The sequence below is a fragment of the Candidatus Protochlamydia naegleriophila genome (genome assembly GCF_001499655.1).
GTDB classification, from domain to species: domain Bacteria; phylum Chlamydiota; class Chlamydiia; order Chlamydiales; family Parachlamydiaceae; genus Protochlamydia; species Protochlamydia naegleriophila.
Map to the genome: position 1 here is coordinate 1,350,933 of NZ_LN879502.1, position 21,840 is coordinate 1,372,772.

The 21,840-nt window shown below is 43.1% G+C and carries 21 protein-coding genes and 1 CRISPR repeat array; of the genes, 15 read left to right on the forward strand and 6 right to left on the reverse strand.

Annotation, left to right across the window (positions count from 1 at the left end):
• Positions 1–8: 8 nt before the first annotated feature.
• The 13 genes from PNK_RS05570 (at position 9) to PNK_RS05625 (ending at position 12,841) form a co-directional block, all read left to right on the forward strand.
• Complete coding sequence (locus PNK_RS05570) at positions 9–2,678, forward strand: CRISPR-associated helicase/endonuclease Cas3 (protein ID WP_059060820.1); 2,670 nt, start codon at positions 9–11, stop codon at positions 2,676–2,678.
• Positions 2,671–4,173, forward strand: coding sequence for a hypothetical protein (locus PNK_RS05575; RefSeq protein ID WP_059060822.1), 1,503 nt, complete (start codon positions 2,671–2,673; stop codon positions 4,171–4,173). The genes PNK_RS05570 and PNK_RS05575 overlap by 8 nt, the downstream gene beginning before the upstream one ends.
• A complete protein-coding gene (casB, locus tag PNK_RS05580) occupies positions 4,163–4,675 on the forward strand; it encodes a type I-E CRISPR-associated protein Cse2/CasB (protein WP_051981965.1) in 513 nt (170 codons plus the stop codon). The genes PNK_RS05575 and casB overlap by 11 nt, the downstream gene beginning before the upstream one ends.
• A gap of 19 nt (positions 4,676–4,694) precedes the next feature.
• On the forward strand, positions 4,695–5,867 hold the full coding sequence (cas7e, locus tag PNK_RS05585) for a type I-E CRISPR-associated protein Cas7/Cse4/CasC (protein ID WP_032125550.1): 1,173 nt from the start codon (positions 4,695–4,697) through the stop codon (positions 5,865–5,867).
• Positions 5,867–6,604, forward strand: a complete 738-nt coding sequence (gene cas5e / locus PNK_RS05590; protein WP_269446529.1) for a type I-E CRISPR-associated protein Cas5/CasD — start codon at positions 5,867–5,869, stop codon at positions 6,602–6,604. Before cas7e ends, cas5e begins: the two co-directional genes overlap by 1 nt.
• Before the next feature lie 14 nt (positions 6,605–6,618).
• On the forward strand, positions 6,619–7,344 hold the full coding sequence (cas6e, locus tag PNK_RS05595; protein WP_231909308.1) for a type I-E CRISPR-associated protein Cas6/Cse3/CasE: 726 nt from the start codon (positions 6,619–6,621) through the stop codon (positions 7,342–7,344).
• Positions 7,344–8,219: a type I-E CRISPR-associated endonuclease Cas1e gene (gene cas1e, locus PNK_RS05600; protein ID WP_032125551.1), complete on the forward strand. Its 876-nt coding sequence runs from the start codon at positions 7,344–7,346 to the stop codon at positions 8,217–8,219. Before cas6e ends, cas1e begins: the two co-directional genes overlap by 1 nt.
• A complete protein-coding gene (gene cas2e / locus PNK_RS05605; protein WP_032125552.1) occupies positions 8,216–8,500 on the forward strand; it encodes a type I-E CRISPR-associated endoribonuclease Cas2e in 285 nt (94 codons plus the stop codon). The genes cas1e and cas2e overlap by 4 nt, the downstream gene beginning before the upstream one ends.
• Before the next feature lie 21 nt (positions 8,501–8,521).
• A CRISPR array of direct repeats spans positions 8,522–9,037; the repeat unit is 28 nt; unit sequence GTTTCCCCCGTGTATGCGGGGATAGACC.
• Between the two features lie 198 nt (positions 9,038–9,235).
• On the forward strand, positions 9,236–9,901 hold the full coding sequence (locus PNK_RS05610; RefSeq protein WP_032125553.1) for a carbonic anhydrase: 666 nt from the start codon (positions 9,236–9,238) through the stop codon (positions 9,899–9,901).
• A 376-nt stretch (positions 9,902–10,277) separates the two neighbouring features.
• On the forward strand, positions 10,278–11,276 hold the full coding sequence (locus PNK_RS05615; RefSeq protein WP_059060825.1) for an ABC transporter substrate-binding protein: 999 nt from the start codon (positions 10,278–10,280) through the stop codon (positions 11,274–11,276).
• Entirely contained in the window at positions 11,273–12,133 is an 861-nt protein-coding gene (locus tag PNK_RS05620; protein WP_059060827.1) for an ABC transporter permease, read from the forward strand. The genes PNK_RS05615 and PNK_RS05620 overlap by 4 nt, the downstream gene beginning before the upstream one ends.
• Positions 12,130–12,267, forward strand: a complete 138-nt coding sequence (locus PNK_RS13365; protein ID WP_158021715.1) for a hypothetical protein — start codon at positions 12,130–12,132, stop codon at positions 12,265–12,267. Before PNK_RS05620 ends, PNK_RS13365 begins: the two co-directional genes overlap by 4 nt.
• On the forward strand, positions 12,251–12,841 hold the full coding sequence (locus PNK_RS05625) for an ATP-binding cassette domain-containing protein (RefSeq protein WP_059060829.1): 591 nt from the start codon (positions 12,251–12,253) through the stop codon (positions 12,839–12,841). The genes PNK_RS13365 and PNK_RS05625 overlap by 17 nt, the downstream gene beginning before the upstream one ends.
• Positions 12,842–12,993: 152 nt before the next feature.
• On the opposite strand, the gene PNK_RS05630 is transcribed toward PNK_RS05625, so the two are convergent.
• Positions 12,994–13,470, reverse strand: a complete 477-nt coding sequence (locus PNK_RS05630; protein ID WP_059060830.1) for a YkgJ family cysteine cluster protein — start codon at positions 13,468–13,470, stop codon at positions 12,994–12,996.
• Positions 13,457–14,062 carry a GNAT family N-acetyltransferase gene (locus PNK_RS05635; RefSeq protein WP_032125557.1) on the reverse strand — a complete coding sequence of 202 codons (606 nt, stop codon included), beginning with the start codon at positions 14,060–14,062 and terminating at the stop codon, positions 13,457–13,459. The genes PNK_RS05630 and PNK_RS05635 overlap by 14 nt, the downstream gene beginning before the upstream one ends.
• A gap of 417 nt (positions 14,063–14,479) precedes the next feature.
• Between PNK_RS05635 and PNK_RS05640 the strand changes: the two genes are divergently transcribed.
• Entirely contained in the window at positions 14,480–15,232 is a 753-nt protein-coding gene (locus PNK_RS05640) for a gamma-glutamyl-gamma-aminobutyrate hydrolase family protein (protein ID WP_032125558.1), read from the forward strand.
• The gene (locus tag PNK_RS05645) at positions 15,229–16,527 is read left to right on the forward strand and encodes an APC family permease (RefSeq protein ID WP_032125559.1); all 1,299 of its coding nucleotides are present in this window, start codon (positions 15,229–15,231) and stop codon (positions 16,525–16,527) included. Before PNK_RS05640 ends, PNK_RS05645 begins: the two co-directional genes overlap by 4 nt.
• A 40-nt stretch (positions 16,528–16,567) precedes the next feature.
• Here the strand turns inward: PNK_RS05645 and PNK_RS05650 are convergent, their stop codons facing one another.
• From PNK_RS05650 to speA, 4 genes are all read right to left on the reverse strand, one after another.
• The gene (locus PNK_RS05650; protein WP_059060832.1) at positions 16,568–17,605 is read right to left on the reverse strand and encodes an agmatine deiminase family protein; all 1,038 of its coding nucleotides are present in this window, start codon (positions 17,603–17,605) and stop codon (positions 16,568–16,570) included.
• Positions 17,602–18,480 (reverse strand): carbon-nitrogen hydrolase, encoded by an 879-nt coding sequence (locus PNK_RS05655; protein ID WP_059060834.1) that lies wholly within the window; start codon positions 18,478–18,480, stop codon positions 17,602–17,604. The genes PNK_RS05650 and PNK_RS05655 overlap by 4 nt, the downstream gene beginning before the upstream one ends.
• A 70-nt stretch (positions 18,481–18,550) precedes the next feature.
• Complete coding sequence (locus tag PNK_RS05660; RefSeq protein WP_059060836.1) at positions 18,551–19,516, reverse strand: deoxyhypusine synthase family protein; 966 nt, start codon at positions 19,514–19,516, stop codon at positions 18,551–18,553.
• A gap of 14 nt (positions 19,517–19,530) precedes the next feature.
• On the reverse strand, positions 19,531–21,423 hold the full coding sequence (gene speA / locus PNK_RS05665) for a biosynthetic arginine decarboxylase (RefSeq protein ID WP_059060838.1): 1,893 nt from the start codon (positions 21,421–21,423) through the stop codon (positions 19,531–19,533).
• Between the last annotated feature and the right edge of the window lie 417 nt (positions 21,424–21,840).

Genomic DNA, 21,840 nt, shown 5'->3' on the forward strand with positions numbered 1-21,840 from the left:
GTAGTTACATGATTAAAAATCAGTTTTGGGGAAAGCTAAGTAGAGGGCCAAACGGGGACGTTTCAGGATGGCATTCTCTCTTTGCGCATAGTGCAGATGTTGCTGCTTGCGTAGAAGTTCTTTTAACTTCGACCATTCTCAATAGGCGATTAGCTAAGCTAGGCGGGCTCTCTTTTTTATCATCCCAACACATTGCTCGATTAAGTGTCATTGCAGCTTTACATGACATAGGGAAATTCAATAGTGGTTTTCAAGCCAAATGCGACCTTTCTTTGCGATCCAAATGGGAAGGGCATCAAAAGCCTATACTTGATTTATTTGGCAGTCAGGTTAAAGAAGAAGGCTTGTTGTATGAGGCGTTAGATTTAGAAAAAATGCTTAGTTGGGCTTTCGATCAAGAGCCAATGCTTCGACTGATCATAGCTACTATATGCCATCATGGAAAGCCTTTGATTTGTACCAGTAATCCTCAAACATATCTATGGAAACCATTTAACGGTCTTAATCCTTTTGAGGGATTAAAGATGCTGCGTCATTTCACCCAAGCTTGGTTTGCAGAAGCTTTTATAGCAGAAGGTGATGTGCTGCCTTCTAATAGCGAATTTCACCATGGATTTGCAGGGGTTGTTATGCTAGCGGATTGGATGGGATCAACTGTGAAATTTTTTCCATTTGATAATGGATATGAGGAAGACAGAATGCCGTTTGCTAGAGAAATGGCTCGTAAAGTTATTAAAGAAATGGGAGTAAATCCTGCTAGATATAGAGAAAATATGTCTTGGAATGCTGAGCGTTTTTCGGACATTTTTGGCTTCTCACCCAGACCTTGCCAAGAAGTGATGGGAAATTTACCCATACCTTTAGATGGATCTATTAGCATCTTAGAAGGTGAGACTGGTACAGGTAAAACAGAAGCTGCATTAGCACGCTTTTTTTCTTTATTTAAGTCGGGGGTTGTTGATGGGTTATACTTTGCCTTGCCAACTCGTACTGCTGCGACTCAAATGTATTCCCGCATTTGTAAAATCATTAAGCAAAGTTGTGTGAATGAGGAGCCATATCTTCCCGTTCATTTAGCCGTTCCTGGCTACATTCATGTAGATGGTAAAGTAGGTGAGAGAATTCTGACTACCTTTGATGTCTTATGGGATGACGATCAAGAAACAATGAATTTCCGTGGGTGGGCTTCGGAAAATCCGAAGCGTTTTCTTGCAGGTTCCATAATAGTTGGAACAATCGACCAAATTCTTTTATCGACACTTCAGGTTAAGCATGCACATATGCGTTCAGCATGTCTCTTAAGACATTTAATCGTTGTTGACGAAGTGCATGCGAGTGATGCGTATATGAATCGTTTATTAGAAGATGTTTTAAGCCATCATATAAAAGCTGGAGGGCATGCGTTATTGATGTCGGCTACCCTTGGATGCTCGGCCCGCTTACAATTTAAAAGACTTTTTATCAAGACTAGTGATCCAGGCTTTCATGAGGTAAGCGAAGACTATGAAAAATCTTGCTGTACGCCTTATCCATTAGTCACTTGCCATGAAATTGGAAAAGAATCGCAGGCTATTGCAGTTCATTCGAATGCGCGTGAAAAAGAAGTTCAAATGACTCTTCTCGATAAAATTGATAGGCCGCAAGAGATTGTTAAATTAGCTCTTGAAGCGGCTCAGAAAGGTGCAAAAGTTTTGATTATACGGAATACTGTACAAGATGCCATTCAAACGCAGCTGGCTTTAGAAGAGATGGCATTGTCCGAGCAGCACTCTTTATTGTTTCAATGTGAAAATAGACTTACGCTGCACCATGCGCGCTTTGCAAAAATAGATAGAGAGTCATTGGATCATGCCATCGAGCTATCTTTTGGGAAAGAAAGGCAAAAAGGGGGCTGTGTAGCAGTGGCAACACAGACTGTTCAGCAAAGTTTGGATTTGGATGCTGATCTGATGATTACTGATTTATGCCCCATCGATATTTTTCTACAAAGAATTGGGCGTTTGCATCGGCATGACCGATCTGGCTCTGAGAGACCGCTTGAGTATAGAAAAGCCCAAGCAGTAGTGCTTATTCCCGAAGAAAACTTGGGGCAAATGATTAATATTCGTGGAGTTGCTAAAGGCAAGTATGGATTTGGAACTGTTTATGAAGATCTAGCAATCTTGCAGGCCACATGGGAAGTTTTACAAAGTAAAGATTATATCTGCATCCCTTCTATGAATAGGCTCTTGGTTGAAGAGGTCTTGCATCCTACAAAGTTACAAAATCTAATTTTGCGATATGGAGAGCCTTGGATTGCGCATCACAAGCTGAATCATGGTCGTCTATATGCGCACAAGAGCATAGCTAAGTTAAATATGATCAATCGCAAGGTGTTTTTTGGGGAACCGGATTCATTATTTCCCGAGACGATAGCCGAAATTAAAACTCGCCTTGGAGAAGGGGATGTCCAAGTCTCTTTTTCTTCTCCTTTTGACAGTCCTTTCAAAGGTCAGATAACAACCCTTACGATCCCTGGATGGCAAATAGAGGAGATACCGGAAGATACAGGTATTAAAGAGTTTGTCTTTGATAACGATAGAGTCTATTTCAGCTTTGGAAACAAGCAATTCATTTATGACCGTTTGGGATTGCGTTTAAATTCTACGGATAACATAGAGGGGCATTTGGATGTATAATTTATTAAAAGATTCTCTCATTCGAGTTTGTCTTCCGGGGAAATCTCGTAAAACTATGACGTTGCCAGAAGTACTGGCTCAATTATCTGGAGGTGATATTGAATCTTTTGTCGCGCTTCAGCTTCATCAGTCGCATGCTTGGCATGCTTTTCTCGTGCAGCTTGCTGCAATAGCCATAACTCGGGGAAATGATAATTTTGATAAAAGCCAGGCCCATGAATGGGCATATCGATTATCAGCTTTGACTCAGGAGGTTGGAGGTGAAGAGGCTTGGCATTTAATCAATGAAAACTTATCCGAGCCAGCTTTTATGCAACCAGTTATTCCAGAAGGCTGTCTTGATAGCTTCAAGTGCGACATTGAAACGCCTGATCAATTAGATATCTTAGCAACCTCGAAAAATCACGACATTAAACGACAACGTATTGTTGGTCAAGAAGCTGATCATTGGATTTATGCTTTAATAACACTCCAAACAATGCAAGGATTCTTCGGGATTGGGAACTATGGTATTTATAGGATGAATGGAGGGTTTGGCAGTAGACCATGCATTGCTTATACCCCTTCTCATCAGATTGGAATGAGATTTAGGCGCGATGTGGAAGTGCTTTGTAAAGCTAGAGACCAGCTTGCTGAAGATTATGGCTATCATTCGAATAATGGCTTGCATTTGCTTTGGCTACACACTTGGGATGGGAAGAGAGGATTAAGCCTTGATCAGTTAGATCCATTTTTCATCGAAATTTGCCGTAGGATCCGCTTGAGAAAAAGCGAAGAAACGATTTGTGCCTATTTTAAGGCGAGTGGAGGTCCTCTCATAGGAACAAAAGCTTTTGGAAACACGGGCGATCCCTGGACTCCAGTTAAAAAAAGTGGGAAAGGTTTGACTGTTTCTTCTAAGGGATTCAGCTATGAAGTTGTTTTTGATTTACTCTTCTCCGGTGAATACCAGCCTGGAATTTGCCAAAAGCTTCAAAGTAATGATCCCAATGAATTGCTATGCATCATGCAAGCACTCGTCCGAGGCCAAGGGATCACGGAAGGATTTTATGAACGACATCTTCCTATTCCGGGTAAGGCACGCACCCTCTTGTTTAATTCGGAAGCACGTCTAAAATTTTCCGATTTTGTAAAACGACGGCTCGATGATACGGCCAGATTTAGCAAGGATGTCTTAAGGCGTTCCATTCTCAGATTCTTTCAAGCCGAACCTAAAAGCAATCATTCAGACATTGCTGCTCATTGCGTGAAAAACTTTGAAGCGGCCATTGATCTAGTTTTCTTTCCATTCCTTTGGAAGCATTTAGAATCTGATCCAGATGTTGCAAAGGCAGAATGGTTGCAGCTTTTAGATGAAAAAGCTTGGAGCGTTTTGCAAGAGATTGTTTCACAAATGCTTGTATCTTCTGTTCGCTATTATAAAGCTGTGGCTTTGGCAGAAAAAACGTTTAAAATTGAATCAGCTAAATTAAGAGGATCTGATCATGCAAGATAAGGAGAAGCAATGCAATTCTTTTGTCAATTCGTCTTTTCAAGGGAATTCACATTCAGAGAAAATTTTACGATTAGTCGACAGTATTAAATACCTTTCTCCTGCAGATCTTGCTGATTTGCGCAGGTCGGCCGATCTAGAATTGCCAAAAGCTGTTTTTTGGAAAATTGCAACCATTTGTTCTGATTATGATTTGACTCAGCTACTAGATGAGTGGAGGGTGGTTTTGGCTGCTTTTGCCCATATGAAAGGATTGCATGACATTAGTCAATCGCTTGGAAGCGTGTTGCAGAAGGCTGGATATTCCGAGGCTAGGTTGACTAAACTCTTGAATGCAAATTCTATTACAATAAAGCGAGAGCTAATGTGCCTCGCTCGTTTTCTTTCATCCAAAGGAATATCGACAAATCTTTGTGAATTGTCAGGGCTTGTTCTTTTCAATCATTCGATGGGCTTACAGGTTCGCCGCAAAATTGCCCAAGATTATTATTTTTACCATTCATAGCTTATTATTGGAGTTTCATATGGAGAATCGCTTTCTTCAAATTCATTATTTATCATCTTATCCAGGAACGCTTCTTAATCGCGATGAAGCTGGATTTGCCAAAAGAATCGTATTCGGAGGAGTTTCAAGAACGAGAATATCATCTCAGTGTTTAAAACGCCATTGGCGTACGCACGAAGGAGAGTATAGTTTAAAAGACATCGGTATTCCTATGTCTACCCGCTCTCGGCAGATCTTTGAAAAATTTATTGTAGAGCCACTTTTGTTAGAGTTTTCCCCTGAGAAAGTTCGTTTAATCACGGAAGCTCTAATGTCTGCTGTACTTGGAAAAAGTGAGAAAAAAAGTGAGAAACCTAAAAAAAATGAAGACGAAAGGAACAGTCAAAACGAGTTGGAGTGCAAGGCTGTCGTCGTATTGGGCAAGGTAGAAATTGACTATCTTCTTAATCTTACTAGAACGCTGTGCAATACGTTAGACAATCCGAAAAAAAGCAAAGATGTTGAGAATGCAATTCCTAAAGAACTCAAAAATAATTTGAAAGCGCTTGGAAAAGCAGCGGCAGGCCTTGATGGAGTTTTATTTGGGCGCATGGTGACTTCGGATCTTTTGGCCAGAGTAGATGCTGCCATTCATGTAGCACATGCCTTTACAGTGCATGGAGAAGCTAGTGAAAATGACTATTTCTCTGTAGTAGACGATTTGGTTCAATTGGGTAGCGGACATATTAATAACACGGAACTAACAACTGGACTTTATTATGGCTATGTCGTCATTGATATTCCATTGCTGTTTTCTAATTTAGAAGGGTATTCATTTGACGTTGTCGCTAAAGTCATTGAAAATCTGATTCATTTGATTGCAAGAGTTTCTCCAGGTGCAAAGCTAGGATCGACAGCGCCTTATGCGTACGCTCATTTACTGATGGCAGAGATGGGGAACGGGCAGCCGTGTACGTTTGCAAATGCATTCCTAAAACCTGTTAAAGATCAACCAGATCTTTTAAATAATACTTACAATGCTTTGACGAGGCATATAAAAGAATTAGATGCCATGTATGCGACTCAAAATAGGAGAGGAGTTGCTTGTATGGGAGAAATGGCACAAGTAGATGCTCTAGCTAATTTACAGGAATTTCAAGGGATTAAAGAGTTGACTACTTGGGTGGTAGACTCTCTTAGAGGTCATGAATGATGGATGTGTTGATACTTCGTCTATCTGCTCCCATGATAGCTTTAGGTGGAGCGATGGTTGATAATTTAGGTTTCATACGCGAATTTCCCGCACTTTCTATGTTAACGGGAATGTTGGGAAATGCTCTTGGGTATGAGCATCGAGACAGCATTAAATTGCAGCAGTTGCAAAACAGCCTTCGTATTGCCATTCGCTGTGATAGTCTAGGAAAAAAGTTGATTGATTACCAGACTGTTGATTTGGGGCAAGAATATCTTAAAAAGACAGGGTGGACAACGTATCACAAGGTTGAAGAGAGAGGTGGAGATTCTAGTGAGGGGACGCACCTTCGTTATCGACACTATTGGTCTGATGCCGTTTATACTGTAGCTGTTACTTTAAATCCTCTGATAGAAGGATTGACTATAGCTTGCTTGGAACAAGCACTTTTATATCCTGCAAGGCCGTTGTTTATTGGAAGAAAGTGTTGCATCCCCGCAGAGCCCATTTTTTATGGAAAGATGTATGTTAAGTCTTTATTGGAAGCTTTGAGTTCTGTTCCTTTGGCAAAGCAAGCCCTTTCAATGCATGCAAATCTTAGTTTGCCCGTTTGGTGTTCTATTGAAGAAGAGCTTTTAGGGAAAGTACACGTTTTTCCTATTACGGATGAGAGGGACTGGGGCAATCAAATTCATTGTGGCAGGCGCATGATGCAAGCTGGAACAATAACATTAAAGCAAGGCGAGGAAATGAGATGACACAGTCTTTGTACATGATTCGATTTCTTATAGACACGGTGCGATTTTACGATTTTGCCAAAAGGCGAGGCTTGTTAAGTAACTCCTGTGATGATGGTTATGCTGTTCACAGCCTGGTGTCTGAACTTTGGGGAGAGATGGCGCCAAAACCATTCTTTGTATCGGGAGGGGAATCCAGATACTTAACAGTGCTAGCCTACAGTACATCTTCTAAATCTAAATTTATAGAACATGCACAAGCTTTTGCAGATCCTTCTTGCTATGAAGTTGTGAAATGGGAGCATTTTAGTGAGAAGCAAATGCCTTCTGATTGGGGTAATGGTTTGGTACTGGGCTTTAAGGTCAGAGTTTGTCCCATCAAGCGTTCTAGCAAAAACTCCTCTGGTGGTGAAAAAGATGCCTATTTGGCTCATATAGAATATACAAAGAGCTTAGGGGATGACTCAAGTCAGTCAATGACACGGTTTGATGTTTATAAGGAATGGCTAAAAGAGCAATTAGAAAAAAATGATAGTGTGAGAGTTGAAAAAGTTGGAGTAGACGCCTTTCAGTTTACCAAATTTCAAAGACGCAATCAAAAAAGAAAGGTTGCCATTTTAGAGCGCCCCGATGTTGTCTTGAAAGGGGTGTTAAGAATATTAGATGGAAAAAGTTTTTGTTCGTTGTTGGAGCGAGGGGTTGGCCGTCATCGTTCTTTTGGATTTGGAATGTTACTTTTACATCCAATTGAAGGTGGTTAATGGTTATTCGTCGATTAGGACTAGAGACAGCTAGAATTCCTCACGTGGATCGGTATGGGTTACTATGGCTTGAATATGGTAATTTATATGTTGAAGATGGGAATTTGCATTTTATAGCGGCTAAATCTAGTCACATGGAAGCTGGTAATTACGCCATTCCCTTCCAGAATATTTCCTTATTTCTAATGGGGCCTGGAACGACTGTTTCACATGATGCGTTTCGCTTATTAGCAAGGCATCAATGTGGTTTAATTGCTGTTGGTGAAAATGGGGTCAAAGTGTATAGCGCTCATCCTTTGGGACCTAACGATTCATTGTATGCGAGGAGACAAGCTACGCTTTGGGGTAATTTAGACTCAAGGCTTTATATGGCTCGCAAAATGTATGCATTGCGTTTAGATGAGATCTTTCCTGATGCTAACATCAATGTGATGAGGGGGATTGAAGGAGTTAGGGTTAAAGAAATGTATAACCAATTGGCAAAGAAATATCAGATCAATTGGTGTGGACGAAAATATGATCGCAGCAATCCTGGCGCTGCAGATCTGCCAAATCAATCGATTAACCATGCAGCAACGGCTGTCGAAGCTGCTGCGACTATTGCAGTAGCAGCAATAGGTGCAATACCCCAACTCGGGTTTATCCATGAAGATTCTAGCAATGCATTTATTTTAGATGTGGCTGATCTGTTTCGCCATAATTTTACCATTCCAATCGCCTTTGAGGCGGTTAAAGAGCTCGAAAGAGGTAACGGTAGCGATATTGATCGTCAAGTGAGAAAACATGCAGGAAAGGTTTTTAAAGAAAAAAAGCTTATTTCTCAGATGATCACTTGTATTAAGGATTTATTGGCTAAAGAAGAGGAAATAAAGTGATCGTTGTTGTTACTCGAGATGTAGCTCCCCGCTTTCGTGGATTCTTGGCTTCATGTATGCTTGAAATAGGGCCTGGCATCTACACCTCTCCAACCATGTCAAAGGGAGTCAGGGATCGAGTTTGGAATGTTTTAGAAGAATGGTTTGATTTATTAGGAGGAGGTTCTATTTTAATGACTTGGAAAGATACTGAGAGTCCTAGCTATCAAGGAATTTTAACGTTGGGTACTCCTCCCGTCTCTATTGTCGCTCATGATGGAATTTATTTGACCCGGCGATAATTTTTTTAAAAATGTTTAAGAGTTTCCCCCGTGTATGCGGGGATAGACCTTGTATTCTATCGCCGTTCATTTCGCATTGTCTGTTTCCCCCGTGTATGCGGGGATAGACCGTAGGCAGCGTAGGATAATAATCGAATGTACCCGTTTCCCCCGTGTATGCGGGGATAGACCTCATTCTTCGGGTGGATTGTACTTAAAGGGGATGTTTCCCCCGTGTATGCGGGGATAGACCTATTTTTCAACTTCTTTTGCTAATTCACGTGCCGTTTCCCCCGTGTATGCGGGGATAGACCTCCTAAGCACTATTCATAAGCCCATATGTATTAGTTTCCTCCGTGTATGCGGGGATAGACCCACACAAAGAGACTTATGACTTGATTTTAAGGTGTTTCCCCCGTGTATGCGGGGATAGACCTTAAATAGGCTTCCTTTCAATATTGATAATGATGTTTCCACCGTGTATGCGGGGATAGACCTTTGATTTAGAAAAGTATATTGATACTGCTAATGTTTCCCCCGTGTATGCGGGGATTGGCCTGTTAAATATGCAAATGAGCGTTATGAATATACTGAGATCGATTGAGTACCCTTATTCATTAAGCGATGCAGGGGGCTTATTAGCTTTTTATTGGCCTTTACGACTTAGCATAAAATCTAAAAGAAGGTAAAAAACCTTTTCTTCATAAACCATTCCATGCAAAATAGAGGAGTAAAAAATTAAAATGATGCAAAAGTATGAAAAAACTCATTCAAGGAATTGTCGATTTTAGAAAGAACCTGACCGAAGAGAGTAGAACTCTTTTTGCTAAGCTGGCACTTGGACAAAAACCTGACTCCCTTTTTATAGCCTGTTCAGACAGCCGCGTTGTACCCAATCTCTTTGCTTCTACAAACCCAGGAGACTTGTTTGTCTTACGCAATATCGGCAATTTAATCCCTCCTCTTTCGGATTCGGCTCAAGATAGCAGTGCCTCGGCAGTCATTGAATTCTCTCTATTTTCTTTAAATGTTTCTGACATCATCGTTTGCGGCCACTCAGAATGCGGCGCCATGCGCGCACTTGTTGAAGGCGTTGAATTTCAATGCTGCCCGCATCTCGAGTCTTGGCTTAAATATGGAGAGGAAGCGGTAAAAAAGGTTAGAGAGGGACTGATCATTAATCCAGCCTTGTCAGAGCAAAATCAGGTTTCTCAAGTCAATGTTCTCCAACAAATGGAGCATCTCAAAACGTATCCTTTCGTTCGCGAGCGACTAGAAAAAAAGGAGCTGCGCATTCATGGTTGGTGGTTTGACATCGCTCAAGCCGATGTATATTGCTATGAACAAGAACTCAATCAATTTATTTTGATCGATGAAAAAGAGGCTGAGCTCATCTTAGGACGAGCGAATAATCCTGCATGACAAGACCATGGTAAATTGTTATTAAGCGGCTTTTTGTATTTAATCCCAGTGACGAACGAGCATTCGCCTGAATGAGCCTGTCAAAAATAACTCTTGCGGATTACCTTGTTTTTTTGTTATGAATGATTCTAAGTACATTCATTTGTTCAATTTTTATTTTTTTATCATCATGGACACAGCTCGCTTAACAGCTCTTTCTTTTTCTGCTTTAGCGTCTGCTTGTCTGTCTGCTATCGTTTCTTATTATTACTACTGCCAATGTTCGATTAGCTGGGGATGACCCTACTAGCGCAATAGGTAGTAGCGGCTTCATGTTCAAGCCCCAGCTGATTGTCAGCTGGGGCTTTTTTTTTGCTCAAATTTTTAAGGAGAAAAAATGTTTACAAAGTGGTTTCACAAATTTAAAGGACGGAGTCTCACCATCGCAATGGGCCTCAGCCTGTCTTTGCTCATCGGCTGCTCATCAGATAAGCAACAATCGAGTGCTTTAACAATCGGAATTCTACAGACGGCATCCCATCCGGCCCTCGATCGAGCGCGCGAGGGTTTCATGCAGGAATTAACGGAAAAAACGCATGGCCAGGTGCACTTCGTCGTGCAAAATGCCGAAGGCTCCATTGCTCAGGCGCGTAGCATCGCGCAATCTTTTCATGCCAATTCTCAAATTAACGGCATTTTTGCAATCGCTACACCGGCCGCACAAGCCGCTGCCTCGATCGAAAAAAGCAAGCCTATTTTTTTTGCGGCGGTGACCGATCCCGTTAAAGCTGGATTGACTCAAGCCAACCTCTGTGGGACGACCGATATGATCGATGTGCAAGGCGAAATCGATATGCTGCAAGCCTTTGTTCCTGATGCCAAGCGCGTAGCCATTGTATTTAATCCAGCAGAGATCAATGCCGTCACGATAAAAGATAAAATGGCAGAAGAGCTTGAAAAGCGAGGGGTTGAGGTCATCCAGCTGGGCGTTTCACAAGAGTCTGAAATGGCTTTGGCTGTTACGTCGGCCGTTAAAAAGTGCGATGTGCTACTGACTCCAACAGACAATACCGTCGCCTTGACCCTCCCAATCATTGCAAGAATTGCACGCGTTCACTACAAACCCCTTATTGTCAGCGACAATCTTTTAGTGGAAAAAGGAGCCTTGGCCTCTAGAGGGGTTGACTACTTTCAATCGGGTAAAAAAGCAGCTTTTTTGGCTGATGAGGTTTTTTCCGGCCGCAAGTTTCCCAAAGAATTAAGAGGAGTTGGATCAGATAAAACATCGGTCATCGTGAATCAAGACGTCTTGCATGAGCTAGAATTAACTGTTCCGGACAGTTGGATGGCAGAGGTGACTTTTGTGACAGACAGACAGCAAAGGAAGAAGGGATGATTGTTTTAATTGAAATGCTCAAAGAGGCTGCTTTGCAAGGACTTATTTTTGGATTGGTTGTCATGGGTGTCTACCTGACATCCCGCGTGATTCGCTGCGATGATTTATCGGTCGAGGGGAGTTTTGGATTTGGGGGTGCGTTAGCTGCTTTTACGCTACTAGAGGGAATGCACCCTATGTGGACTCTTCCCATTTCCGTTTTGGCAGGAGGGTGTGTTGGAACTGTGACTGGGATTCTCCATACTAAATTTAAGTTACACCACCTGATTGCAGGAATTGTTGTCACAACGGCCTTCTATTCCATTAATTTGAAGATGGCAGGTGCCAATGTTTCTTTGATGGGAATCGAAACGGTATTCGATTGGATGCCTATTAAGGGCGAATGGGGCTCATTTCTTGCCTTGGGAGCTATCGTCTTAGCCATTTTTGGGGCAGTCAATTATTTTTTAAAGACAGAAGTGGGATTTGTGATTCGAGCGTCTGGGTGTAATCCCGCTTTGCTTGCGAGCCTCGGCAAAAATGTACAGAAATACAAGATCCTTGGCTTTTGTTTGGCTGGGGCTTGCTCGGGGTTGGCTGGCGGGTTATTTGTACAGTTGACTACGTTTTATTCCCTGACTGGAAGCATGGGAATGATGATGATGGGATTAACGGGATTAATCATTGCTGAAATGTTCACAGCCAGTTTTAGCTTGGCTCTTGTCATCGGAGCCATGATTTGCCAGGCATTTTTTGCCCTGACCATTGCTTTGGGAGTCGATCCTTCGTGGAATTATTTAATTAAAGGAGTCTTGATTGTAGCCTTTTTGCAGCTTAGTCAGTCTCCATTGCTTGCGAGCGAGAGGAGGTTTGCATGACAGCTTCGAAATGTGCTTTAAAGATTGAACAGCTGAGCTTTCAAATCCAAGGAAGGCCAATTTTGAAAAAACTCTGCTGTGAGGCATTAGCGGGAGACTTCATTTATTTTGAAAGGCGTGAATGGATCAGGTAAAAGCTCTTTTTTTGATTTGGTGACAGGCCGCAAAGAGCCTCAACAAGGACGCATTTGGATTGAAGAGTTATGCGTCTCTAACTGGAGTGAACAGCAAAGATCACCACTGATTAGCCGAATGTCTCAAAATACTTTGCTTGGATGTTTTCCCAGCTTAACGGTGCAAGAGAATTTAGCGTTGGCTTCGTTAAAAGGAGAAAAGGCTTCTCTTAAAAAGGGGCTCGACCGTTTTGAAAAAGATTCTTTGGCTCAAAGGCTTGCCTCTGTGAATGTCGATCTAGATTCTCTTTTACATCGTCCCATGGGATGCTTGTCGGGAGGGCAAAGGCAGTTGTTAACTTTTTTGATGGCAACTCTTAAGCAGCCACGTTTATTACTATTAGATGAGCCGACAGCGGCGCTAGATCCTGAATCGGCGACCAAGCTCGTGCAGCTCACTTTAGATTTTGTTAAAGCAACGAGCGTTGCAACCATCATGATTACCCACGATATTCATTTGGCAAATACATTGGGCAATAAACAATGGGTGATGCAAAAGGGTAACATAGTGGCAGACTCAAGAGCGATTTATTAAGCGGAGTCTACTGATTAGCGCAGGGGTGGTGAGACGGTGAGCGCAAGAGATGGTTGGTTCATTGAAGCTCTCCGTCTCTGCGTTAGTAGTTTGAATTTTGCAACTCAATTCTTTGCAGAGGATGAAGTTGAGGTGATATCGTAGATAAAGGATTATTGAATCCCTTCTTCCGATGCACTCACAAAATGGGCACCAGAATTGGGTTGCGATTGCAGTGTCTGATCGATGACTTCTTGTGAAATCAGCTGTGCGTCGGCGCGAATGCCTTCGCAAAATTCAGCCGTATGCTCCCAGCTAGCAGGAGATAAAAGATTTTCTTGCCAGAAAGGATAGGTGCGGCATTGCTGAGGCCGTGCTTGATAAATGAGGCACTTGCGGTCTTGAAAAAAGATACAGTCATGGCCATCAGCAGACTTTTTCTCGACTAACAAGTAACGGTTTTCTCTACGCTTGACGTAGAGCCGCTTAAAGTGGGAGAGTGAAAGGCCTAAACTTGCTGCCATAGCCCCCATTTCCTCTTCTGTCACCCAAACAAAGCCTGGCGAGCCGGTACAGCATTTACCGCATTGCGTGCAGTCGAAGCGAAGTCCTTCCCGATACCATGGAAGGGATGGATTAGATTGGCTCATGAGGCTCCTCTTGCCAGTGTGCATTGGTTAAAGATGTCAAGACATGGTCTTGCCAGCGTCCATCAATCATTAAATAGTTTTTAGCATACCCCTCAACCATGAATCCTAGGCGCTTTAAGAGCTGCTCACTACGTAGATTCGTGGGAAGGTAATTGGCCATGATGCGATGAAAATTTAAGTCGTCAAATAGATAGCTAATTGCATGTTGAAGCCCTTCAAACATAAAGCCATAACCCTGGTGAGACTGATCTATTTTATAGCCTAAGTAGCAGGCGTGAAAGGCGCCTCGAAAACACTGAGTAAAGTGGCACGATCCAATGACTAAATCCCTATGAGCGGATCCTTTGAGGAAAAAAAGTAAACGCATGGATTGACTATGCTGCTGCTCGACTTGCCATTTCTCCAGCCGCTTTTCCCACTCGTATACGGAAAATAAATCTTCTCCAGTCGTCGCCATGTAAGGCTTCAAAAATTCCCGATTCCTCTTTTCAAAATCGACTAAAGCTTCTGCATGACTTAGTTGCGGTGTCTTTAGTAAAAGACGTTCCGTTTTTAAAATCAAACTATCTGAAAAATGGGAATGCTCTCTCATGAGATGAATGACAATTAAATTGTTTGAAAGCTTTCAACATATTCTCTTAAGATAACAATTGGGGTTATTAAATAAAATCAAATAAACAATGATTTTAGTAATTGCCAAAAAATAACTAATAGAGTAAAATTGTCTTAGCCTTTTAAAATTCAAGATCACTATGGAAAACGCAATCTTAACTCTGTCTCTTACAGGCAACAGATTTTCTTCCATTCAATGTGGTTGTCCCTACGGTTGTCCGGTTTACCCGGATTCAACTTTTCTTTTTCTTTAGCATCATTATAGCGAGATTAACTCTCAAGAGTTACAAAGACCGGCCTGTAAGGCGGGCTAAATCCTTAATACTTTTGATTTGAAGTGTTGAGTGTCCTTTTTTAATACAAGCATAATTTTTTTAGACTAAATAGTTGGATTTTTATGAAAGCTGCAGCGGTTAACAAACCCATTATCGGAATTTCGGCAAGTTTATTGATGATTGAGACGGGGTGTTTTAAAGGAAGAGAAAGGGTCTTTGTGGGGCAAGATTACATTCAGGCGATTGTACAAGCGGGAGGTATCCCGGTTGTTTTACCAGTTGTATCCGATGAGGGGGCTGTTGAAAGGCAAATGGAGTTGATTGATGGATTACTGCTTTCAGGGGGATATGACGTTCATCCGCTTCTATACGGAGAAGAGCCGGATGCTCTCTTGCAAGACTTGTATCCTGAACGCGATCAATACGAAATTCAGCTGACTCAAGGTGCTTATCAAAGTGGAATGCCTATTTTGGGGGTTTGCCGCGGGTTGCAACTCATGAATGTGGCTTTCGGGGGCACTCTCTATCAAGATGTCTCTCGCCACTCACCATTCGTTTTGCAACATTTGCAACATGCCCAGGTTCATGTGGGAGCCCATACTGTAGAGCTTGTTGAGGGCACGGTGCTCAAAAATGCCATGCAGGTTGACTTGCTTTTGACAAATAGCTTCCACCACCAGTCAGTCAAAAAGGTGGCCCCTGGATTTAGAGTCAATGCTTTGGCTAAAGATGGCATTGTAGAAGGAATTGAAAAAGTCGATCATCCTTTTATTGTAGGTGTCCAGTGGCATCCTGAATTGATGGTGGAAAAGCAGCTAGAGGCCGGTAAGCTTTTTAAAAGCTTTGTTGAGGCTAGCAAGGCGGCGCGCCGATGACGACAGACAGTAAAAAAATGGGACTCATTAGCGTGGTCCTGTTAGGAATTAATGGAATCATTGGATCGGGGATCTTTTTGCTTCCGGGAAAAGTCTTTGAGCTTGCAGGGCATTTTAGCCCCTTTGTCTATATTTTTGTAACGCTTCTAGTGTTGGCTATCGCTTGGTGTTTTGCTCAGTGCGCGGCTCTTTTTAATCGAAATGGCGGAGCCTATGTTTACGCTAAAGAGGCTTTTGGAAACTTTATTGGGTTTGAAATTGGCTTCATGCGCTGGATTGTCGGAATCATGGGATGGGCAGCTTTGATAGTAGGTTTTGTAACGGCTCTGAGTTCTGTCTGGCCACAAGCGTTAGAGGAGCCTGTTCGAAGCATACTCATTTTGGGCTTAATTGGAGCGCTCATTCTTTTTAATATTGCCGGAACGCGGGCCCTTAAACATCTCAATAATGTGATTACGGTTGCGAAATTGCTGCCGCTCCTATTTTTTATTTTAGTAGGAGTCTTTTACATGCAGCAGCTTCACTTTATTGAATCTGTGCCGTCTGAATGGGATTCGACCTCTTTTGGGGGAGCCGCCATCATTATTTTTTATGCCTTTGGAGGGTTTGAAACCCTTGTTGTTGCTGCGGGTGAAATGAGAAATCCAACTAAAAATTTGCCCATCGCCGTCATGACAGTCATCAGTTTTTGCTCCTTACTTTACTTTGTGATACAGATGATCGCAACGGGAATTTTAGGCCCGGCTTTGAGTGAAAGTTCTGCTCCTTTAGCCGATGCAGGAGAACAAATTTTTGGGATGCCAGGGCGATGGCTTGTGACGCTTACGATGCTTGTTTCGATTGGAGGGGTGAATATTTCGGCCTCTTTTATTATCCCGCGCAGCGGTGTTGCCTTGGCAGAAGATAGGATGATTCCAAAATGGATTGCAGAGACCAATCGTTCTGGTGCCCCCATTTGGGCCATTTTGATCACGACGGGTTTCACAGCTATTGCAGCACTGTCTGGCAACTTTGCTCAGCTGGCGGCCATTAGCGTGGTTTCACGCTTTGCTCAATATGGTGCGACGTGTGTGGCTGTCATGGTGCTCTATCAGCGAAGAGAAATACCTGTGACGCCTTTCAAAAAAGTATTGTTGACTGTCATTCCCCTTCTTGCGTTGACTGGTCTTTTTTGGATGGCTCTTCAAGCAACCCCATCGCAACTCTATTGGGGGCTTGGCGCGCTGATTCCTGGCATTCCGCTCTATCTGTTACAGAAAAGACGCCAGAATCGGGTTGTGCAAATTGCAAACTAGAGGCTCTCTGAGTTCAAGTCATGAACTCAGAGAGCTTGCATTAAGCCGGCTCTTGCTGGCTTAAGCAGTGAAAGCTTCCCAATCCCCAAATGATGTCTTTGGAATTCAATCCCACAACCTTTCGATCTTTAAAGCAAGAGGTCAAGATCTCTAGAGCTTGCTCATCCATGGGGTCTTCGAAGATGGGCACAATGACTGTTTTGTTGCTGATATAAAAATTGGCATAACTGCAAGGCAGTATCTGCCCATCTTCCATGTAAGGAGCTGGCATGGGGAGTTCAATCACGTTGAGCTGTTTGCCATTCAATAATCGCATCGCTTTTAATGCTTTTAAATTGCTTTGCAAAATAGGATAGTTAGGGCTCTCTTTCTGAGACTCGACAACAGTCACGACCGTATCTTCGTTGACGAAGCGGGTCAAATCATCGATGTGTCCATCCGTGTCATCCCCCTCGATCCCACTGTCGAGCCATAGAACTTGATCGACTCCGTAATAGTCGACAAGATACGACTCGATTTGCGACTGCGTTAAATGTGGGTTGCGGTTGGGATTGAGCAGGCAAGATTTGGTTGTCAAGAGAGATCCTTTGCCGTTAAATTCGACCGAGCCACCTTCCATGATAATGCCTGGTTGGAAGCAGTGAATTTGATAGTAGTTTGCAATCCGCAAGGGGATTTGATCATCAAGATCATAAGGCGGGTATTTGCCTCCCCAGGCATTATAATTCCAATCGACAACTGCTTTACGAGCATCAGGAGAAGAATGGAGCAAAAAGGCCGGTCCATGGTCCCGGCACCAGGCATCGTTTGTTGGAAATAGAAAGAAGCGCACCTGGCTTAGATCAGCCCCTGCTTGCATGAGATGAGATTCAGCCTCTTTTTGCATCTGTTTATTATTGACGTTGATGCAAACCAGCTCACTCTCGGCTAAGAGGCGTACAAATTCTGCGTAGACGGGGTAAATGGCTTGCAACTTACCCGGCCAAGAGGCCTCTTTATGCGGCCAGCTGAGCCATGTGGCGTGGTGAGGTGCCCATTCGGGCGGAAAAAAATAGCCTAATTCTTTGGGCGTTTTCATGAGGCAGGCTCGTCGATAAAGCGTTTGGTGATGGGTTGGTAGCATTCAATGCGCCGATCTCTAAGAAATGGCCAATGGGTGCGGTAATAATCTGACTGGTTGAGGCTGATTACTTGAACGACAACCTCTTCCTTTACATGGTCAGCTTGACAGAGCAATCTTCCAAAAGGATTGGCGACAAAAGATCCGCCCCAAAATTGCATCTCCTCTTCTATGCCGACGCGGTTGACTGAAATGACTGGTAAACCGTTGGCAATTGCATGTGAGCGTTGGATTACTTGCCAAGCCTGATACTGATCCTGGTTGGTTTGATCATCCTGACTCAAAGCCCAGCCGATGGCTGTTGGGAAAAAAAGCATATCGGCCCCCATAAGCGCCGTGATGCGTGCCCCTTCAGGATACCATTGATCCCAACAAATAAGAATGCCGACTTTTCCAAATTTAGTAGAAAAAGTCTTGAAGCCTAAGTCTCCAGGTGTAAAGTAAAATTTTTCGAAATAGCCCGGATCGTCTGGAATGTGCATTTTGCGGTATTTGCCAAGATATGTACCATCGGCATCTATGACAGCCGTTGTATTATGGTAAACGCCGCTCGCTCTCTTTTCGAAAAGTGAGGCAATGATGACCACGCCGAGTTCTTTGGCAAGGGGGGCTAGGCGCTCAGTTGTCGGGCCGGGAATGGGTTCAGCCAGTTGAAAGAAGTCGTAATTTTCTTCATGGCAAAAATAGCGCGAGCGGAAAAGCTCCGGCAGGCAAATAATTTGGGCTCCTTTGGCGGCGGCTTCTTTAATTTTTTGCACAGCGTTAGTAAAGTTTTGCTCTAAATCTTCGGAGCAAGCCAATTGAATAAGTCCAATTTTAACGTTTGTATTCATTTTACCTTCCTGTAAGGGGGATGTAAACCGCCCGCAAAGTATTGCTTTCCAGGCGGCAAAAGAATGAATGTTACTGATTGAGGATGTAGTTAAAAATTAAAGGGGCGACGATGGATGCATCCGATTCAATGACAAAGCTTGGCGTTTTCCCATCCAGCTTACCCCAAGTGATTTTTTCATTGGGAACGGCTCCGCTATAGGATCCATAAGAGGTCGTACTGTCACTGATTTGGCAAAAATACCCCCAAAGAGGAACTTTTTCTTGTAAGTCTTGCCGAATGAGTGGAACAACGCAAATGGGAAAATCACCTGCAATTCCACCGCCGATCTGGAAAAATCCAATCGAAGAGCTTTTGCATAGCTGCTTGTACCACTCTACAAGCGTAGCCATTTGCTCTGTTCCTGACTTCATGATCGAGAAGCTGCTTAAATCACCCGCAATGACGTGAGAGACGAAAATATTACCGAGAGTAGAGTCTTCCCAGCCTGGCGTCCAAATGGGAAGATTTTTTTCTTTGGCAGCGAGCAACCACGAGTCCTTAGGATCAATTTCGTAGGACTTCTCTAATTGCTTAGAGTCTAACAGCTGATACATGAACTCATAGGGAAAATAGCGCTGCTGGCTCTTGTCTGCTTTTTGCCAAAGATCCAGAACTTCTTTTTCAATGCGCCGAATGGCAGTATCTTCTGGGATACACGTATCTGTTACGCGGTTCATGCCTCTTTTGAGGAGGGCCAGTTCATCTTCGACAGTTAAAGAGCGGTAGTGGGGAACTCTTTCGTAATGAGTGTGGGCGATGAGGTTGAAGACATCTTCTTCAAGATTGGCGCCTGTGCAGCAAATGGCATGTACTTTATCTTGTCGGATTAATTCGGCTAAAGAAATGCCAAGTTCTGCCGTACTCATGGCGCCTGCCAGGGTAACTAGCATTTTGCCGCCCTTATCTAGGTGTGCCATCCAAGCTTCTGCTGCGTCGACGCAAACGGCTGCATTAAAATGTTTAAAATTACGACGCATAAATTCGCGAATAGTCATGATAGCCTCTTTAATTAAACGACTAAGTATGTATAGCTTTCTAGCGATTCTTTAAACCGCTTTTGCAGTTTTGCAGATTCTTCAGGCGATAGCCGTCCGGATCGGAGCCCCTTTTCTATCAAGACGCGTAGTTGTTTGATGAGTTGCTGGGGGTTGTATTGGGCATAGCTGAGAACCTCTTCGATGGTATCTCCTTCGACAACATGCTTGATTTCCCACTTTCCGTCCTCATCCAGGTCGACGTGAACTGCATTGGCATCACCAAAGAGATTATGCAAGCCGCCTAAAATTTCCTGATAAGCGCCAGTCAAAAAGATCCCAACATAATAAGGCGAGTTTTTGAATTCATGGAGAGGAAGATAGTGTTTGGAGCCTTTGCGGCTGACAAAACGATCAATTTTACCGTCGCTATCGCAGCTTAGATCAGCCAAAATGGCGCGCCTTTTTGGTTCTTCATTCAAGTGATGAATGGGCATGATCGGGAATAGCTGTTCGATAGCCCATGAGTCTGGCACCGATTGAAAGACCGAGAAATTGCAAAAATAGGTATCAATCAGTTGCTGATCCAGCTTTTCGATGTCTTCAGGAATATAGGCAAGTTCCTTGGTGAGCCAGTGAATCTTGGCTATGAGGTGGCGGTAGACTTTCTCAGCATAGGCCCTTTCGATCAAGGATAAATTGCCGTGCAGAAAGTTTTCCAACATGGCCTCTTTAAGCTCATTGGCATCATGCAAGGCTTCTTGGCATCCTTCTGGAGTCAACTCTTGATACAGCTTGTAGAAGCTTGTTAGTAAATCATGCTCAGTCGGCGGTGTGAGGATACCTTCTTGAGGGTTGATTGTCAAAGCAACGTCAATCACTTCTGAAATCAAGACAGCATGATGAGCCACCAAGGCGCGTCCAGATTCAGTAATGATCATCGGATGGGGGAGTTCTGCCTTATCACAGGCTTCTCCTATCGCATACACGACGTCTCTTGCATATTCTTCAACCGAATAATTCATCGAAGAATCAGAGGTTGTTTTTGAACCGTCGTAATCGACTCCCAATCCGCCCCCAGCATCGAAAAATGTGAGAGAAGGACAAATGAGTGCGAGTTCGGTATACATCCGAGAGGCTTCATTGAGCGCTTTTTTGATCGATTCAATGGCTGTGATCTGGCTTCCAATATGAAAGTGCAGGAGTTTCAACCAGTGGGATTTTCCGGCCTTTTGAAGCTGTTCTAAACACAAAACGATTTCGTGTGTGCTCAGGCCAAATTTTGCCTGGTCGCCGCCCGACGTTTGCCAGCGTCCGCTGCCTTTTGCCGACAGCTTCATGCGAAAACCGATTTCGGCTTCGACGTTGAGCTTTTTGGCAATGTCTAAGACAAGTGGAAGTTCATAGAGTTGCTCGATGATAATGATCGAACGTCTGCCCAACTTGCGGGCCAGTAAGGCTAATTCAATGTATTCGGCATCTTTATAGCCATTGCAAAGCAAAAGAGATTCAAGGTTGTTGTTGCATGTTAAAACGGCGAGCAGCTCGGGTTTACTGCCGACTTCGAGCCCTAATTGATAAGGATGCCCTGTTTGCTCAATCAAGTCCACAACATGGAATTGGGGATTTACCTTAATTGGATAGGCAATGCGATATGTGTTTTTGTAGTTAAATTCTTCGATGGCAGACTCAAAAGCTGCTTGAAGATAGTGAATGCGATCGCGCACGATTCCATCCAGGCGAATGAGAATGGGCGCTTCAATCCCTCTTTGTACCAGCGATTCCACTAATTCAAATAGATCGCCTTCGGGACCGTCAGCATGCATTTTAACGACGACATGCCCTTTTTCATTGATGCTAAAATAGGGGTGTCCCCACGTTTGAGTCCAATAGAGATGTTGATTTTGAGCTAAATTCCAATCGTTCACTACATGCCACTTCCTTATTTAAAGATTGATAACTCAGGAATCCTTGTACGGTCCTCGAGTTATTTAAACACATGCATTTTAGATGCTCTAAAAGCATAGACAACATTCTTAGGAATTTTTATGAATTCCAGAAAAAATAAGAATTATCTAAACAAAAAATCGAGAATTAACCTAACAAATTTTCATGTCCGCCTAAAATAAATTAACCGGAGCACTCTAGACTAGTTGAGATGGAATCCAGGGTCTTCTTTTGGGCTTTAATTCACCAACTTTATTTTTAAAATAATTTTATATAATTGGGTTTGACTTTATAGACAACGAGATTTACAAGGGCTTAATCGATTGCACGGAGCAGGCAGTTTTTTTGTCGTTTTTTTGAAATAAGCATTTATTAGCCTTTAAGCATTAATATTGTGT